We start from the raw sequence: 18177 nt of genomic DNA, 5'->3' as shown, positions 1-18177 counted from the left end.
TAAATAGAGCCAAATTTTATACTTTATAAACCAATAAAAATAGGGTTTCCTACATAGATACATAGGGCAAAATAGCCGCATGCAAATTCAATGTATGGAAACCCTTTGTGCATGGCCATATTCTATCTATTTATCCTAGACATCAATGCCACGCACTCAACATGCCCCGTCTGCGGAAACATATCAACAGGTTGCACTTCCTTCGCCTCATACCCTCTATCTTCCAAAATCCGCAAATCTCTTGCCAATGTGCTTGGGTTGCATGAAACATATACAATCCGCTTCGGTCCCATATCAGACATAGCATGTAATAACGCTTCATCACAGCCTTTGCGTGGCGGGTCGACAACAATAACATCAGGATTCAAGCCCTGTGCTTTCCACCAGGGCATTACTTTTTCAGCTTCTCCCACGTAAAATTCTGCATTTATAATTCCGTTCAGCTTTGCGTTTTTCTTAGCATCATTTATTGCTTCCGGAACAATTTCCACGCCATAAACCTTTTTAGCCTGCTGTGCTAAAAACAATGAAATGGTTCCAATCCCGCAATAGGCATCAATTACAACATCTTCCCCGCCAATTTGTGCGTATTCAAGCGCCTTATCGTATAGCACCTTCGTTTGCTCCGGGTTTACTTGATAAAATGACTTTGCCGAGATCGCAAAGGACAGATCCCCGATTTTGTCGTAAATGTATTCCTCACCCCATAAAATCTTTGTCCTTTTGCCTAATATGACATTTGTACGTTTATCATTTATACTCTGCACGATTGACTTTATATTTGGGAATGCCCCTGTGAGTTCTTTTATCAAAACTTCTTTATTAGGAAGTTTTTCCGTTCGTGTTACAAGTACAACCATTATTTCGTTTGTAGCGTCACCCGTACGAACCATGATATGCCTTAAGACACCGCTATGTTTCTCCTCATTATAAGCCTTTATCCCAAGTTTGCCGGCAATGCTTCTAACCTCCTTAACCACCTCATTAATTGTTTCATTGTGTGTTGTACATGTTTCCGTATTTTCAATGATCCGGTGGCTGCGTTTTTGGTAGAAGCCCGTTATTAGTTCACCATTTTTTTCACCGACAGGAATTTGCACCTTATTACGATAGTGCAACGGATCCGTCATACCAATGATTGGATGAACCGGTACATGTTCGAGATGCGCAATTTTTTTCATTGCATTTTTCACTTGATTTTGTTTCATCTCAAGCTGCAGCCTATAGCTCATGTGCTGCAGACCGCATCCATTACAATTCATATGACATACGGGGTCAATTCGTTCGGGACTCACCTTAATTAATTCAAGCACTTTACCGAATCCAAAGTTTTTATTTACTTTTATCACTTTCACCATAGCTTCTTCACCGGGCAGGGCATTAGGCACGAATAATGGATAGCCATTAATTTTACCGACGCCATTTCCTTCATGGGTCAGATCTTCAAAGTTAAGGGTAATTGTTTCATTCTTTTTCACGGGAGCTGTTTGTTTTGCCATTTTAATCTTCCTTTACGTTCGTGTATGTTGTGGTTATCATCTTATCATATCTCGTCTATTTCAACTAAAATACTCCTTTAAAACCCACAAGGAGTTAAAAAGGAGTATTAATTTTTTCTCATACTGGTTTTAACGTTTTCTCATCAAAAAAGACATTTCTTAATGAGAATTCTTTCGGGGCAGAAAAAATCCGCTTAATCCGAGCAACACTCTCTTTCGGTGCGCCGGGGACATAGGGCTCTTCTAATTTTAATGATGCCGAATAAATCCAATCATACAGTTTCGCCCTTGGCTGCCTATTGCCAACGTATTCAATTATGGCTGCAACCTTTGTTAATTTATCTAGTTCTTCATCAGTTAACTTATTAATTTCATTTTCATCCAAAAAAAGTTCATCAAAATATTTCTCATATTGGGAAGAATAAAGATCAATAAGCAAATTTGTTAGCGCAAAATTAAAGTCTTCTGCTTTTATTATATTGAAAACTCTTTCCAATTTTTGTTCAGATCCTTTCCAACATAATTTATAACCATCTTTTGTCGATCTCGCAAATACTTTCTTCCTACATATTTTTCAAAAATATTCAATACCTGTTCCAATGAGTCAATGCTTAAATAATTCACTAGAAATGCAGCATCATTAAAGTCCCTGTATGGTTCAGGTCTTGCAGATAATATTTTCATTGCTAGCATCTGTTCAGCACTAGGAGCAAATACTCTTAAGTTTTTAAATGAACAGATTTCTTTTAAACTTTCTTCTTTAATATACCTCATTGGTTCTCTAATGTCCTGATTTATCCAATCACTATTTAAACCGTACATTTCTGCAATGTCTGTCAATATATTCTCAACTAAAGTGGAGGTATCAAACAGTGCGTCGACATCCTTTGTTGCTGGACGGGCATCAAAACAAGCCATCATAACTGTACCACCATAAATATTTAATGAGAGCTCTAATTTATTTTCTTCAAGTTTTTCATCTAATATTTCCAAAACCTCGATGAGTAATTCTTTCGTTATTTTTTCCAAAACCCTCTTTCACATCCTTTATTACGGTAGTGAACAGCGGCTACAAAATGTGCTATTACTTATGAATGAATATTCTACTCCTATTATACCAAAATCAGTATCTTTTTACTATTGAGTTATCAACCCATTTCTAAACATCCCACTAATACATTTTAATTTCAGATAAACATACAGTGAAAATTAATATAGTTAGGAATTACTAGACATTAATGCTGAATGAAAAATCCCCCAACAAAATAGCGCATTCACACTAATCTTGCCGGGGGAAATTACTATTCAGCTTCATCATTTTTCTCAACAAACTCATCTGGAACAAATATCTCCACATGCTGTTTCAAATTCTTAAACTCACCAGGCAGGAGCCCGCCGAATTCGCCGTCGATATTTAATTGCATTTTTTCCGATGTCTCCACTTTTATATGCTTCGCTTTCGTGTAAATAACATTTTTATGGTCAAGGTGTGCGCCTCTTAGTGCTAACGTTGCAATCCGAATAAATTCAGCAAGGTTTGTTTTCTTCAAAATAATGACATCAAAATAGCCGTCGTCAAGCTTAGCTGTTGGTGCGAGTTTTTCAAATCCGCCGATTGAATTTGTATTTGAGATTAGGAATAACATGATGTCATCTTCCAGCACTTCATCGTCATATTCAATCCTGACGCTGGTTGGCTTTAACGAAGGAAGCATTTCAATTCCCTTCATATAATAAGCTAATTGGCCGAGCATTGTTTTTAGCTTGCTGGGTACTTCGTATGTCAGCTCGGTCAGCTTCCCACCGCCAGCAATATTTATAAAATAATGGTCGTTCACTTTTCCAATATCTAAAGGCATCGATTGATCGTTTAAAATAATATCTACAGCATTACTGATATTGCGAGGAATAAATAATGCACGTGCAAAATCATTCGTCGTTCCTACAGGGATAATTCCTAGCCTTGGCCTGAAGTCCTTTTCCGCTATTCCATTAATTACCTCGTTTATTGTACCATCGCCGCCTGCTGCAACAACTAAGTCGTATCCTCTTTCCACAGCCGTTTTGGCCGCTTCTATAGCATCACCTTCACAGGTAGTCGCATGTGTTGATGTTTCATATCCAGCTATCTCAAACCGCTCCAGTACGGCTGGCAATTCCTTTTTAAAAGCCTCACGTCCAGATGTAGGGTTATAAATGATTCTGGCTCTCTTCATTATGTTCCCTCCTATTGCAATGTCAGTAGGGTATAGTACCGTCACTTGTTAGCTAATTTATACATACAAATCTTATCATAGACCTTTTTACCATTTTTGAAAAGCCTAATAGACAATATTTTTGTCCGCTATCAGATCTGCTCTGTCCATAAATTGTCTTCCCATGGTTGGCAATTAGAAGGCAGGATTAAGGGACACATTTGATTTAGCCGATTTACGCATCGTAGTATTTATCCAATATTTTACATCCCTTACCTCAAAAAAACTGCCACTATATTCCTATAGCAGCAGTCTTTTTAAACACAGGTTTAGCGCTTATCCATTTCTTCCTTCAATATCTTGTTAACCATTGGCGGATTAGCTTGGCCTTTTGTCTGTTTCATTGTTTGTCCTACTAAAAAGCCAAGTGCCCGATCTTTACCATTTTTGTAATCGATAATTGATTGTTCATTATCATCCAATATTTTTGTGATAATATCCCGAAGCTGTCCTTCATCAGAAATTTGAACAAGTCCTTTTTCTTTTACTATTTTCTCAGGATCTCCGCCTTTTTCAACCAACTCAGCAAAGACCTTTTTCGCGATTTTTGATGAAATGGTTCCATCTTCAATCAGCTTAATCATTTTACCAAGTGATTCTGGCGTAAGTGCCAGGTCATGTAATTCTTTTTGGTGCTTGTTCATGTATCCGGATACCTCACCCATTAACCAGTTGGACGCTTGCTTTGTTTCAGCGCCATTTTCAGTCGTCGCTTCAAAAAAGTCTGCCATTTCCTTTGAACTAGTTAAGTTCTGAGCATCGTATTCCGATAACCCAAGCTCTTCGATAAAACGCTTTTTACGTGCATCTGGAAGCTCCGGAATTTGGCTGCGAATACGTTCTTTCCATTCCTCATCAATATACAATGGTACAAGATCAGGTTCAGGGAAATACCGGTAATCATCTGATCCTTCCTTGACACGCATTAAAATGGTTTCTTTTGTCTTCTCATCATATCGGCGGGTCTCCTGAAGAATTTCACCACCAGTTAAGAGAACTTTCTCCTGGCGTGTTTCTTCAAATTCAAGTCCCTTTTGTACGTATGCAAACGAGTTAAGGTTTTTTAGCTCTGTCTTTGTTCCAAATTCCTCTTGGCCTCTTGGACGAAGTGAAATGTTTGCATCACAGCGAAGTGATCCTTCTTCCATTTTACAATCAGATACGCCTGTATATTGAATAATATTTTTTAATTTTTCAAGGTATGCATATGCTTCTTCAGGAGACCGCATATCTGGCTCGGAGACGATTTCAATCAATGGTGTTCCTTGCCGGTTAAAGTCTACCAGAGAATACCCATCATCCCCGTGTGTTAATTTTCCTGCATCTTCTTCTATATGCAAACGGGTAATACCGATTCGTTTCTTTTTACCATTCACTTCAATTTCAATCCAGCCATTTTCACCGATTGGTTTATCAAACTGTGAAATTTGATATGCTTTTGGATTGTCTGGGTAAAAATAGTTCTTACGGTCAAATTTTGTGTCTGTCGCGATTTCACAGTTCAACGCCATTGCAGCCTTCATTGCGAAATTTACCGCTTCTTCGTTTAATACTGGTAATACACCTGGATACCCTAAATCAATTGGGTTTACATTAGAATTCGGCTCCGCACCAAATGCATTTGGGCTTGGGCTGAATATTTTGGAATCTGTTTTTAATTCAACGTGTACTTCAAGTCCAATAATTGTTTCAAAATTCATTAGTTAGCACCTCCAAGCTGAGGTCGTTTCGCATGATGATCTGTTGCTTGTTCGAATGCATGTGCAGTCCGATAAACGGTACGCTCATCAAAATATTTTCCAATGATTTGCAAGCCAAATGGAAGTCCATTTTCCGATAAACCACAAGGTACAGAAATTGCTGGTACTCCAGCTAAGTTAACTGGAATCGTTAATATGTCGTTTGCATACATCGTTAATGGATCCTCCACCTTTTCACCGATTTTAAACGCAGGTGTTGGTGTTGTTGGTCCAATAATAACATCGTATTCTTCAAATATTTTATCAAAGTCATTTTTAATTAATGTACGGACCTTTTGGGCTTTTTTATAAAAAGCATCATAATAACCTGACGACAATGCATAGGTTCCAAGCATGATGCGTCGTTTAACCTCTTCCCCAAAGCCTTCACTTCGGGACATCTTGAACATATCCAGCATATTTTCCGCATTTTCCGAGCGAACGCCATAGCGTACACCATCAAAACGGGCAAGGTTGGCGGATGCTTCTGAGGATGCAAGTAAGTAATACGTTGCAACCGCATATTTCGAATGCGGCAAAGAAACCTCTTCCCATTCAGCACCTAATGATTCATAGACCTTAAGTGCATCCATCACTGACTTTTTGACATCTGGTGAAACACCCTCAGCAAGATATTCTTTCGGTACAGCGATTTTCAGCCCTTTTACATCACCAGTTAATGCTTCGGTATAGGCTGGAACATCAACATTTGCACTTGTGGAATCCATCTTGTCATGTCCTGAAATAACTTCAAGTACGCGTGCATTATCTTCAACATTTCTAGTTATTGGTCCAATTTGATCTAACGATGATGCAAATGCCACTAAACCAAAACGGGATACTCTTCCATATGTAGGTTTTAAACCAACTACACCACAGAATGCTGCCGGCTGACGGATTGATCCGCCAGTGTCAGATCCTAATGAAAATAGTACTTCACCTGCCGCAACTGCAGCCGCAGATCCGCCACTGGAACCGCCGGGAACATATTCCGTATTCCAAGGATTTCGTGTAGGTGTGAAGCTCGAGTTTTCATTAGATGAACCCATTGCGAATTCATCCATGTTCAATTTTCCGATTGTTACAGCCTTTGCATCGTTAAGTTTTTCCACAACGGTTGCATTGTATAACGGATCATCAAAGTTTCTTAAAAATTGACTGCCACAGGTTGTTCTTAATGCTTTTGTCACGATGTTATCCTTGATTCCGCTTGGGATACCAAAAAGAGGATGCTCGTTTTCAGCAACGGTTGACCCATCCAGCTCTTTTGCAGTGCTAATAGCCTTCTCTTTATCTAACGTTAAAAATGCCTGTACCTGATCGTCAACCTCCTCAATCCGTTGATAGGACGTGTTAACCAAATCAGTAACAGTTATTTCTTTATTATGCAGCTTCTGTTCTAATTCTTTTATACTGTAGTCAAATAATGACATTTCTTGACCTCCTTATTCCAAAATCGATGGCACACGGAAATAGTCACCTTTTTTATCTGGGGCGTTTTTCAGTGCATCTTCTTGTGTAATCCATTCTTTAGGCTCGTCCTTACGCAGAACGTTTTTCAAATCCAATACGTGTGTAGTTGGCTCAACACCATCAGTATCTAATTCATTCAGCTGTTCAGCATATTTAATAATCGAACTTAATTGATTCGTAAATTTTTCTGCTTCCTCATCTGTGATCGCAAGTCTTGCCAAATTTGCGACATGCTTCACTTGATCCTTTGAAATATCTGCCATATTTACACCTCCATATACATATAGAAAAACTCTCACAATACTATTGATAATAGCAGAATTAGTAGTATGTAGGCAACTAATGGAGGATACAGGGCACAAAAATATCCACACCCCACAAAGCTATTATAGCCAAAAATGGGAGTGTGGATATCTTGATCGTTGCTATTCTTTTAATTTTGCTACTGTCTCATCAAATTCTGCTTCAATTTCCGCTGATGGTTTTTCCATCAAGCTAACAATAATAGTAACAATTAAGTTAAATAAGAATCCTGGTACAATCTCATATAAATCAAAGATTCCACCTGAAAGGAAATCACCCCAGATGATTACAGTGACAGCACCGACAATGATACCTGCTAATGCACCATTACGAGTAATTCTTTTCCAGAATAGCGATAATAGGATAATCGGTCCAAATGCTGCACCAAACCCTGCCCATGCATAGCCAACTAATTCAAGTACAGAGCTTTCTGGATTAAATGCAATAACGGTAGCGATTAATGCAATAGCAATAGTGGCAATTCGTCCTACCCAAATCAATTCTTTATCGGAAGCTTTTTTACGGAAAATAGCCTTGTAAAAGTCTTCCGCTACGGCTGAAGAAGATACAAGCAATTGAGAGTCAATGGTACTCATAATCGCCGAAAGTATTGCCGCTAATAGCACCCCGGCAACGATTGGGTGAAATAAAATTTGCGAAAATGCGATAAAGATTTTTTCAGGGTCAGCGAGCATTTGCAGCCCATCTTCTGTAACAACATCAATACCAAATTTACCAAGTACGGAAACATCCTGTGTGCTGATAAATGCAAGACCCACGAACCCAGTAAATATTGCACCATATAGACCTAAAATCATCCATGTTGTTCCGATAAATTTAGCTTTCGGAACATCCTTCGGTGAACGCAATGCCATAAACCGGACAATAATATGTGGCTGACCAAAATATCCTAATCCCCACGCAACAGATGAAATAATTGCTAATATACCGACACCTTCAACCATATTTAGGTGGCTTGGATTGATTTGACCAACAGCATCTACTGCAGCACCCCAGCCACCCAATTCATTAAGGGCAACGATTGGAACAACAATTAGTGCCAGGAACATCAATAATCCTTGGAAAAAGTCCGTCCATGCCACTGCCAGGAATCCACCCAATAGTGTATAGGACACTACGACAATTGTACCGATCCAAAGTGCAGATTGATAAGATAGTCCAAAAGATGCCTCGAAAAGCTTTGCACCTGCGACCATTCCCGATGATGTATAAAACGTGAAAAATAATAAGATTACTAAAGCAGAAATCACTCGTAGAATGTGAGATTTATCTTTGAAGCGGTTTTCTAAGAAGTCTGGAACTGTAACAGAATCGTTGGAAACCTCTGTATAGACACGTAAACGTTTCGCAACAAATTGCCAGTTCAAATAAGCACCTACTGAAAGTCCAATTGCCATCCATGCCTCAGATAAACCAGTTGCATATATAGCGCCAGGAAGACCAAGCAATAACCATCCACTCATATCCGACGCACCTGCACTTAATGCGGCAACTCCTGGACCAAGTGTACGTCCACCCAATACATAATCGGATAAATCATTTGTCCTAAAATACATAATTAGACCGATAACAAGCATACCAACTAAATAAACAATAAATGTAATCAGTGTTTCTATTTCCATGGTTTAATTACTCCTTTCCGTAAATAATGAAATAATGGACAAAATAATCAATAATGGCATGGGTACAAATATCCAAAACCATGTAATACCTGAAATTGTATATTCCATTTTCCACACCCCTTTCTGAATAATTTATAAATACTAAATAGTACCTATATAATAGCATATACATAATATTTACACATCATGTATCTTTTTACAATAGCACCTGTCTAGTTTCGAATTTATGGTATTAACCCTGTCATAATAGGGCTTAGGTCATATTAGAATAGTTTTGAATTTTTGCTTTCTTTAAGTAAGCGGATACATATTTCTTAAGTCATAATATCTTTTTTGACAAAAAAAGGCCTGAAACAGTTTCCACACCATTTCAGGCAAATCATATAGTAATAGGGTAAAAAAATGATTGACTAGAATTCTTCTAGCTTAGAAGAAAGAGCCGGTGTTGCCAATTGAAAAAATGCTAGGCTCTAAGTCCATTGCTGTATCTGCTGGCTGATTGTCCTGTGAGAACAAAAATCCAGCAACAAGAAGAGTGCCCAGCGCTACTGAAGCAATCAATTTCTTCATAATTCTCCCCTCCTTTAAAGGTTGACTAATTCCTCGTAAGTAAGATTTGCAAGCTTATAATACTTGACGGAATCCTTGTACTTACTTACTTTCTCGTAGTGTTTACCAAGCATGTTTGCATAAACAACCAGATTTGCGTAGTCTTTATGCTTGCGTAAATATGGAATAAACTCGTCAATAACGAGTGATTCAAATTTTTCTTTTTCTTGCTTAATTGCATAATCATAAGTATTGATAACATACCGGTATAGCCTGTATGTTTCACTTACATCTCCTTCTAAAAGCTCCATTCCTTTTTCAATCATTTCCTTAGTCTGATCTATATTATAAATATTATAATACTCCTTTATTAGTGATGTAACCGCAGTCAATCTTGCATTTAAGTCTACTTCCGGATCATCTACAACCTCGGTGTAATAATGAATTGCTTCTTTGATATCACCTTTAGTAGAGTGTAAATATCCTAAATTTTGATTCGTTAATTGAATAACCTGTTTATTTTTACTTAAATTCCCCAGATGCTTTGCCAAATTATGATTTTTTATGGACTTATCATACATTTTGATTCGACGATATGATATACCTAACAAAATGTGGCATTGTGCACATCTTATAAAGTTATATTGAATCCGAAAAATGTCTAAAGCCCTATCTGCATAATCAATCGATTCAAGTGTATTACGTAATTTACTATGTGTTACAGCAATCGTGTAATGCAAATCAGCTATTTCTTCCTCTGCCAGATCAAGCTGATTAAGCTTATCTTCCGCTAACTTGTACATTCTCATTGCCTGATTAAACTCTCCATCAGTTGAATTATAATTACCCTTAAATTTATACCAGTAAAACTGGTGTAAACTATCAAAAGTGCTGGATATTTCAGCAAGACTATTAATTTGTTTTAACGCTTCTTCCTTTTCACCTAAAATCAAGAAGTATCTAATCTTATGTATCTCATACATTACAAGACTTTCTGAATGTGTTGTTTCCATTAATTCTTCAAGTTCTTTGTAATTCTTTTTAATTTCTTCTTTATTATTAACCTCAAATAATTGACCAAACCATTGCTGGCATTTCTCTTTAATGGTTATATCCTTTTCATTATCCAGCTGGATCCCGAGGCGGGTGCACAGCAAGCTGATAACATCAGGGCTTGCTTCCGTTTTTTGGTTTTCAATTTTTGACAAATAGGCAAAAGAAACTATTCCTTCAGCCAGCTCTGCTTGGGTCATTTCTTGTTTAATACGGTGTAATTTGATATAAGGTCCGATCTCCATCTATATACCCACCTCACAAGCTATTGTTAAAATTGAATCCTAAACTTTCTATATTTATATAATAGCATGAATTTCCAAAAATTCATATTGGGAAAGTTGAGGGTAAATAAGACGAGTTATCCCACTAAAAACTTGCCTACTTTCCTGGAATGAGGAAAATTAGACAAAAAAAGACCTCTTTCAACTGAAAAAGGTCTTTATTGATAAAATATATCTATTTTCTTAAAGCATTTCTGATGTTGTTTTACCTTGCATGTGGTGGATTAGGTAATCTGGACCACCAGCTTTTGAGTCAGTTCCAGACATGTTGAATCCGCCAAACGGCTGATAGCCAACAATAGCTGCTGTACAGCCACGGTTGAAGTAAAGGTTACCAACATGGAAGTCTTCACGTGCCTTTTCTAAATGTGTACGGTTGTTTGTGATAACTGCACCAGTCAAACCGTATTCTGTGTTGTTAGCAATTTCAATTGCATGATCAAAGTCCTTAGCTTTTGTTAAGCCAACAACAGGTCCAAAGATCTCTTCTTGCATAATACGTGCTTCAGGGTCAAGATCTGCAAAGACAGTTGGATTTACAAACCAGCCTTTACTGTCATCCCCTTCTCCACCTACAAGAAGCTGTCCTTCTTTTTTACCAATTTCAACATAGCTCATAATTTTGTCATATGCACCTTGGTCAATAACAGGTCCCATGAAATGTTCATTTGTTGTTGGATCTCCTGCAGACAATTCTTTTGTCAATGCTGCTACACGATCTTTCACCTGATCATAGACAGCTTCATGAATAACCGCACGTGAACATGCAGAACATTTTTGACCTGAGAAACCGAATGCTGACTGAACGATTGATTGTGCTGCCAGCTCCAGGTCTGCTTCTTTATCAACAACGATGGTATCTTTACCACCCATTTCAATGATTGTACGTTTTAACCATTTTTGTCCTTTGTGCACAACTGCTGCACGTTCAAAAATGCGTGTACCTACATCACGAGATCCAGTAAAGCTTACGAAGCGAGTACGCGGGTGATCTACTAAGTAGTCGCCAACCTCGCTGCCGGGACCAGGTATGAAGTTAATGACACCTTTAGGCATACCTGCTTCTTCTAATACTTCCATTAATTTATAGGCAATCACTGGTGTAGCACTTGCAGGTTTTAGAAGTACAGTATTACCTGATACCATAGCTGCAACTGTTGTACCAGCCATAATTGCAAATAGGAAGTTCCATGGGGAAATAACAACACCAACGCCCAATGGAATATAATTAAATTGATTATGTTCAATAGGTCTGCTGTTTACCTTTGCACCATCTTTTAATTCAAGCATTTGGCGTCCATAATATTCCATGAAATCAATTGCTTCCGCTGTATCAGCGTCGGCCTCTTTCCATGGTTTTCCGCCTTCTTTAACCAAATGGGCTGTAAACTCATGCTTGCGGCGGCGAACGATTGCTGCAGCACGGAATAAAATGTCTGCACGGAATTTCGGATCAGACTTTCTCCAAGTTTCAAATGTTTCATCAGCTACCTTCATAGCTTTTTCAGCAAGATCCTTATTTGCTTTTGAAACATAACCGATAACTTCTTTTTTATTTGCAGGGTTAACAGAAACAATTTTATCTTCTGTGGTAATACGTTCCCCACCGATAATTAATGGATATTCTCCACCAAGATCTGCTTCTACCTTTTTAATAGCCTCTTGCATTAGTTTTCTGTTCTCTTCTACTGTAAAATCTGTAAAAGGCTCATGTTTATATGGTACTACTGCCATGAAAAAACCCTCCTATATTATCTATTATTACTCCAGCAATGATTCCGTTTTCAATATTACTCAGGATGGAGCATGCCCATCCATCATTTTAACCGAATTAAAATTTCAGTTCAATTAATTCAAATTAATTAATGCAAAATATGCACAGTTGGATCGTCAACACCAGCATTACGGTATATTAAGCTTTCCAATTTATCGTTTGACTTTATTTTAATTTCCAAGTCGTAATAATCGGGAAACATTTCTTTTACCAAGCCATAGGCATACTGTGTAAAGCCAATCACTTCCCCCTTGCCATAAAATTCTATTGGTACTGTTAGGGTAAGCTTTTTCAACTCTTCTTTAATATAGAATCCCTCTCCAATTACGCCAACATAATTTGGAAAATACTCCTGAATTTCCTTACCAAAGTTGTCTACAAGCTGGGAGTCGTCATAATACTTTTCCTCCCCCTCGTCCGACGGAAAGAGAATATATTCTTCGCCAATCGCATTCCACTCGTCAATTTCCGTTACGCCGCCCTTTACAGCGGTTTTAGCGACATAGTTTCCTGGTACAGGTGACCCTTGATCTTCTTCACGGTACAGCGCGATCATGATTGGAACATTTTTTAATTCTTCAATCTGACGAACACGTTTTAAAATAGTCTGAGCAACCTTTTTGCCTTGCTTTAACATTTTATCTTTTGAAATGTCCTCATAATAGTATGGGCCGCCAATTTCTGTTTGAAAACGATAGACCGACTTTAATGCTATACCAATAGATACCCCCACCAGTTCAGCTGATTTATCCTCATTTTTCTTTAGGAAGTTTTGCTCCAGAATATGGGATAAATAACGTGGATTTTCACGTTGATTTTCTATTTCCTTTTCTTTTTTTGCATCCTTGTCAAGTCCTTCTAAATCAAGATCATCCAATTTAGGATTTAACCCTTGCTGTAAATCTTTTCTTATTTTTTCCTTGTCCTCTTCATCAACATTATGGCCATCATCTTCAAGTCTTTTTACTTTCTCTTTTACCATTTCCTCTAGTTCTTCTTTATTTGGCATCCTCCCTAACCAATCGTATACCATATCCTCCGTCAAATATTGCCCTTCTTCAAAATAATATTTTTCCGGATCGAAAATAGCCTTAGAATGCCGCCTAAGCCCTTCTTCCATCTCATCAATATCTACACGGTTACCCATTTGATTCGTAATAACGCCTCTAGCTGCACTAGGACGGTACGGTAAAATCATTTTGTAATTTTCTTCAGACAATCGATAGCTGGGAACGATAGACCTTTCCTGATTAGCTTTTTCGTCGTTTTTCTGGACAACTTCATCTTCATTCATGTTTGGTGCACAACCCGTCATTAAAAGAAGTGTGCAAACTAGCAGTACATATATTTTTTTCACGTTTCCACTCCTTAACTACCTAGAACTTCCTTTAACTGCTGTTCATCCCAAATGGTAACTCCAAGTTTTTGTGCTTTCTCGTATTTCGAACCTGCATCCTCCCCAGCAATGACAAAGTCTGTTTTCTTGCTGACACTGCCGGTTACAGAGCCACCCATACTCTCTATTTTTTCTTTTGCTTCCTGTCTTGTAAAGCCCTCCATTTTACCTGTTAACACAATTGTTTTACCTGTAAAAATAGTTTCTTCCGTTTGTTCTGACTGCTTCTTCCCTTTATATTCCATGTTCACACCTAGGTCTTTCAGCTCTAAAAGCAAATCCTTAACCTCTTGTTCTGAAAAATATTGTGCAATAGAATCAGCCATTTTTTCACCGATTTCATTTATTTCAATTAAGTCATCGAATGTTGCGGATTGCAGGTTTTCCATTGTTTCAAAATGTTCTGCTAATGTTTTCGCAGCTTTTGAACCAACAAAGCGAATACCTAAGCCAAATAACAGTCTTTCTAATGAATTTTCTTTGGATGCATCGATCGCCTTTAACAGGTTGTCAACCGATTTCTCACCCATCCGTTCCAAACTAAGCAGTTCCTCCCGATTTAAACGATATAGATCAGCTATTGTATGGATCAGTTCTTCCTGGAAAAGCTGGATAATGACCTTTTCACCTAAACCGTCAATATTCATTGCATTACGTGATACAAAATGAATAAGCCCTTCTTTTAATTGTGCGGGACAATTTGGATTAATGCAGCGCAATGCCACTTCCTCTTCTAGACGAACTAATTCACTCTCACACGCGGGACAATTCTCAGGCATGTGAAATTCTTCTAAGTTATCTGTCCGTTTGTCTACCATGACCCGAACAACCTCTGGAATGATATCTCCGGCCTTTTTTATTACTACAGTGTCGCCAATTCGTATATCTTTCGCACGAATTAAGTCTTCATTATGTAATGAAGCACGTTTAACAGTAGTTCCTGCAACTTTTACAGGTTCCAGAATTGCTGTAGGTGTTACAACGCCAGTGCGTCCAACACTTAGTTCGACATCTGTCAGTTTCGTTACTACTTCTTCTGCCGGAAATTTATATGCAATTGCCCAGCGTGGGTTTTTTGCTGTAAATCCTAATTCCTCCTGCTGTTCAAGGCTGTCAACCTTGATAACAATTCCGTCGATTTCATAGCTTAAATTAGGACGCTCTGTTGCCCAATATTCTACGTATTCGATAACTTCCTCGATACTTGAGCATTTTTTCCACTCTGGGTTTGTTTTAAATCCAAGCTCTTTTAAATATTTAAGGCGCTCACTATGTGATTGCAAATTTCCAGCTTCCCATTCACCGACTCCATATAAGAAGATGTCCAAGTTGCGTTTCGCGGCTATTTTTGGATCAAGCTGCCGCAGTGATCCGGCAGCAGCATTTCTTGGATTGGCAAATGGTTCTTCACCATTTTCATCACGATTTTTATTAAGAGCGAGAAACGATTTATGTGGCATGAAAGCTTCCCCGCGTACCTCAATTGTTTCCTTTTCTTTAATGGACAAAGGGATACTGCGTATAGTTCTTAAGTTACTCGTGATATCTTCACCTGTTGTACCATCACCGCGTGTTGCACCGCGTACAAACCTGCCATTCTCGTACGTTAAGGAAATGGCTAATCCATCAATTTTTAATTCACAAACATAGGATAATGGTTTATCGGTGCCCTGACTCGCCCGCCGTGCAAAATCACGCAGGTCCTGCTCGTTAAAAGCATTTCCCAGGCTAAGCATTGGAACATTGTGCTGCACCTTTTGAAATGCATCCAAAGGTTCTGCCCCTACCCGCTGCGTTGGTGAGTCTGCTGTAATAAGCTCTGGAAACTCTTCTTCTAGCTTGCGAAGCTCCTGCAATTTTTGATCATACTCGGAATCAGGGACGCTTGGGTTATCCAGCACATAGTACTCATGACCATATTGAATTAATAATTCACGCAACGTTTGAATCTGTTCCTGTGCTTGTTGTATATCCATCCAAGCACCCCCTATTCTTTCGTAATTGGAGCAAATTTTGCCAGTAATCGTTTAATCCCGGTTGGTGCTGGAAATGCAATATCAAGCTCCATTGCTTCCCCTTCACCCTGTACCTTGACGACAGTGCCGACACCCCATTTTTTATGGTTTGCTTTGTCACCAGGCATCCACGTTTTGCTTTCCGCTCCTGTTGTCGTTTGCATCCGCTCTGCTTTTCGTTTTATTGGTGCAGGCATTTCTTTATAAGCTGGTGCAATCGATCTGCCAAACATTGACTGACGTGCCTGCTCAATTCCATCAATCAGCTCTTCTGGTATTTCATTAATAAACCGGCTGATTGGATTCATGTTTGTACGGCCAAACAATGTACGCATTTTGGCATGGGTCAAATACAGTTCTTTTTCAGCACGGGTAATCCCTACATAGGCTAGCCTGCGTTCTTCCTCCATTTCATCATTATCAAATAATGAACGGCTATGCGGAAAGACATTTTCCTCCATTCCAATTAAAAAGACGACCGGAAATTCCAGGCCTTTTGCAGCGTGTAATGTCATCAAAGTGATCTTTTCCTCATTATTTGGATCATCCTCATCAACACGATCAATATCAGCGATTAACGCTAAATCTGTTAAGAATGCAACGAGAGTCTTATCCTCGCTCGTTTTTTCAAAATCCTTTGTAACGGTCATAAACTCTTCCAGGTTTTCCAATCTGCTTTGTGACTCGATTGTATTCTCGGCTTTTAGCATTTTTTCATATCCGGTACGTTCCAAAACGGCTTCAACCATATCCGTTGCAGTTAAAAACTCCTGCTGCTGCGTCAATGTCCGAATAAGTGCTGCAAATTCTGCTAATGCGTTTGCCGCCTTTTTCGATACACCAGTGAAATCAACTTCTTTTACAGCATCGTAAAATGAAAGACCATGTTCCGTTGCATATGCACGCAGGCGATCGATTGACGTTTTTCCAATACCTCTTTTCGGTACATTAACAACACGTTCAAAGCTAATATCATCATCAGGATTGGTGATTAAACGTAAATAGGAAGTCAAATCCTTGATCTCTTTACGCTCATAGAACTTTTGACCGCCAACCATTTGATAAGCAATTGTTGACTTCATCAAAGTAGCCTCAATAGCTCGCGACTGGGCATTTGTTCGATACAAGATCGCAATTTCATTTGGAGAAAATCCGCTTTCACGCGTTAATTCTTGGATTTTATCTGTAACAAATAAAGCTTCTTCCTGCTCGGTTGCCCCTTGGTAATAATGAATGTTTTTCCCGTCTTCATTATCGGTCCACAGATTCTTTGGCTTGCGGCCAGGGTTGTTTTGAATTACTTTGTTTGCCGCTTGTAATATCGCTTTCGTTGAACGATAATTTTGCTCCAGGAACACCGCACGCGCTGACGGATAATCCTTCTCGAATGATAGGATATTCTGTATGTCCGCCCCGCGCCAGCGGTAAATCGACTGATCGGAATCACCAACAACACATAGGTTTTGAAAACGATTTGCCAATTGTTTTACTAAATAGTATTGCGCATGGTTCGTATCCTGATACTCATCGACATGAATATATTGGAACCTGCGCTGGTAATATTCCAGCACTTCAGGAACCCGTTTAAACAAATGAATCGTCTGCATAATTAAATCGTCAAAATCGAGTGATTGGTTTTTCTTGAGCATTTTATGATATGCCACGTAAATCTTAGCAACCTGTTTTTCATAAAAATTCCCTACATTGCTGCTGTATTCCTCAGGGGTAATCAATTCGTTTTTGGCCGAACTGATTTGACTTAGCATTGCCCTTGGATCAAATTTCTTCGGATCAATGTTAAGATTCTTTATGATTTGTTTAATGACGGAAAGCTGATCACTGCTGTCTAATATCGTAAAGTTCCGATTGTATCCGATTCGATCGATATCACGGCGCAATATCCGTACACACATCGAATGGAACGTAGAGACCCAAATTTGTTCACTATCCACCCCTACCAATTTACGGACACGTTCCTTCATTTCACGTGCCGCTTTATTTGTAAACGTAATGGCCAAAACATTCCTAGGCGCGACTTCCTTTTCACTTAGAAGATATGCAATACGATGTGTAAGCACACGTGTTTTGCCGCTGCCTGCACCTGCCATAATTAATAACGGTCCATCTGTATGTTTAACAGCCTGCTGCTGCTCCTTATTTAACCCTTTTAGTAAGTCATCCATTGTCCGACTCA

General features: G+C 38.7%; 14 protein-coding genes. All 14 read right to left on the bottom strand.

The window, feature by feature from the left end; genetic code table 11:
* Positions 1–122 precede the first annotated feature (122 nt).
* Positions 123–1499, bottom strand: coding sequence for a 23S rRNA (uracil(1939)-C(5))-methyltransferase RlmD (gene rlmD / locus IEV74_RS09375; protein ID WP_188455118.1), 1377 nt, complete (start codon positions 1497–1499; stop codon positions 123–125).
* A 118-nt stretch (positions 1500–1617) separates the two neighbouring features.
* A complete protein-coding gene (locus IEV74_RS09370; RefSeq protein ID WP_188455117.1) occupies positions 1618–1995 on the bottom strand; it encodes a hypothetical protein in 378 nt (125 codons plus the stop codon).
* On the bottom strand, positions 1974–2528 hold the full coding sequence (locus tag IEV74_RS09365) for a DUF6036 family nucleotidyltransferase (protein WP_188455116.1): 555 nt from the start codon (positions 2526–2528) through the stop codon (positions 1974–1976). Before IEV74_RS09365 ends, IEV74_RS09370 begins: the two co-directional genes overlap by 22 nt.
* Before the next feature lie 272 nt (positions 2529–2800).
* Entirely contained in the window at positions 2801–3715 is a 915-nt protein-coding gene (locus IEV74_RS09360; RefSeq protein WP_188455115.1) for a diacylglycerol kinase, read from the bottom strand.
* A 308-nt stretch (positions 3716–4023) separates the two neighbouring features.
* Positions 4024–5454: an Asp-tRNA(Asn)/Glu-tRNA(Gln) amidotransferase subunit GatB gene (gatB, locus tag IEV74_RS09355; protein ID WP_188455114.1), complete on the bottom strand. Its 1431-nt coding sequence runs from the start codon at positions 5452–5454 to the stop codon at positions 4024–4026.
* Entirely contained in the window at positions 5454–6926 is a 1473-nt protein-coding gene (gene gatA, locus IEV74_RS09350) for an Asp-tRNA(Asn)/Glu-tRNA(Gln) amidotransferase subunit GatA (protein ID WP_188455113.1), read from the bottom strand. Before gatA ends, gatB begins: the two co-directional genes overlap by 1 nt.
* Positions 6927–6938: 12 nt before the next feature.
* Entirely contained in the window at positions 6939–7229 is a 291-nt protein-coding gene (gene gatC / locus IEV74_RS09345; RefSeq protein WP_188455112.1) for an Asp-tRNA(Asn)/Glu-tRNA(Gln) amidotransferase subunit GatC, read from the bottom strand.
* 162 nt (positions 7230–7391) lie between these two features.
* Positions 7392–8912: a sodium/proline symporter PutP gene (gene putP, locus IEV74_RS09340; RefSeq protein ID WP_188455111.1), complete on the bottom strand. Its 1521-nt coding sequence runs from the start codon at positions 8910–8912 to the stop codon at positions 7392–7394.
* A 426-nt stretch (positions 8913–9338) separates the two neighbouring features.
* Positions 9339–9482, bottom strand: a complete 144-nt coding sequence (locus IEV74_RS09335) for a hypothetical protein (protein WP_188455110.1) — start codon at positions 9480–9482, stop codon at positions 9339–9341.
* A gap of 14 nt (positions 9483–9496) precedes the next feature.
* Positions 9497–10759, bottom strand: a complete 1263-nt coding sequence (locus IEV74_RS09330; protein WP_188455109.1) for a helix-turn-helix domain-containing protein — start codon at positions 10757–10759, stop codon at positions 9497–9499.
* Between the two features lie 222 nt (positions 10760–10981).
* A complete protein-coding gene (gene pruA / locus IEV74_RS09325; protein WP_188455108.1) occupies positions 10982–12532 on the bottom strand; it encodes an L-glutamate gamma-semialdehyde dehydrogenase in 1551 nt (516 codons plus the stop codon).
* Positions 12533–12660: 128 nt separating this feature from the next.
* Positions 12661–13929: a CamS family sex pheromone protein gene (locus IEV74_RS09320; protein WP_229683113.1), complete on the bottom strand. Its 1269-nt coding sequence runs from the start codon at positions 13927–13929 to the stop codon at positions 12661–12663.
* 11 nt (positions 13930–13940) lie between these two features.
* Positions 13941–15944 (bottom strand): NAD-dependent DNA ligase LigA, encoded by a 2004-nt coding sequence (gene ligA / locus IEV74_RS09315; RefSeq protein ID WP_188455107.1) that lies wholly within the window; start codon positions 15942–15944, stop codon positions 13941–13943.
* An 11-nt stretch (positions 15945–15955) separates the two neighbouring features.
* Complete coding sequence (pcrA, locus tag IEV74_RS09310; protein ID WP_188455208.1) at positions 15956–18166, bottom strand: DNA helicase PcrA; 2211 nt, start codon at positions 18164–18166, stop codon at positions 15956–15958.
* Between the last annotated feature and the right edge of the window lie 11 nt (positions 18167–18177).

Source organism: Virgibacillus oceani (assembly GCF_014638995.1).
Lineage (GTDB): Bacteria > Bacillota > Bacilli > Bacillales > Amphibacillaceae > Virgibacillus_E > Virgibacillus_E oceani.
This window is presented reverse-complemented; position numbering and strand designations above follow the sequence as displayed.

Bases quoted from the DNA above. Each gene is read 5' to 3' on its own strand.
- rlmD (WP_188455118.1), bottom strand. From the start codon at position 1,499: ATGGCAAAACAAACAGCTCCCGTGAAAAAGAATGAAACAATTACCCTT.
- IEV74_RS09360 (WP_188455115.1), bottom strand. From the start codon at position 3,715: ATGAAGAGAGCCAGAATCATTTATAACCCTACATCTGGACGTGAGGCT.
- gatB (WP_188455114.1), bottom strand. From the start codon at position 5,454: ATGAATTTTGAAACAATTATTGGACTTGAAGTACACGTTGAATTAAAA.
- gatA (WP_188455113.1), bottom strand. From the start codon at position 6,926: ATGTCATTATTTGACTACAGTATAAAAGAATTAGAACAGAAGCTGCAT.
- gatC (WP_188455112.1), bottom strand. From the start codon at position 7,229: ATGGCAGATATTTCAAAGGATCAAGTGAAGCATGTCGCAAATTTGGCA.
- putP (WP_188455111.1), bottom strand. From the start codon at position 8,912: ATGGAAATAGAAACACTGATTACATTTATTGTTTATTTAGTTGGTATG.
- IEV74_RS09335 (WP_188455110.1), bottom strand. From the start codon at position 9,482: ATGAAGAAATTGATTGCTTCAGTAGCGCTGGGCACTCTTCTTGTTGCT.
- IEV74_RS09330 (WP_188455109.1), bottom strand. From the start codon at position 10,759: ATGGAGATCGGACCTTATATCAAATTACACCGTATTAAACAAGAAATG.
- pruA (WP_188455108.1), bottom strand. From the start codon at position 12,532: ATGGCAGTAGTACCATATAAACATGAGCCTTTTACAGATTTTACAGTA.
- ligA (WP_188455107.1), bottom strand. From the start codon at position 15,944: ATGGATATACAACAAGCACAGGAACAGATTCAAACGTTGCGTGAATTA.
- pcrA (WP_188455208.1), bottom strand. From the start codon at position 18,166: ATGGATGACTTACTAAAAGGGTTAAATAAGGAGCAGCAGCAGGCTGTT.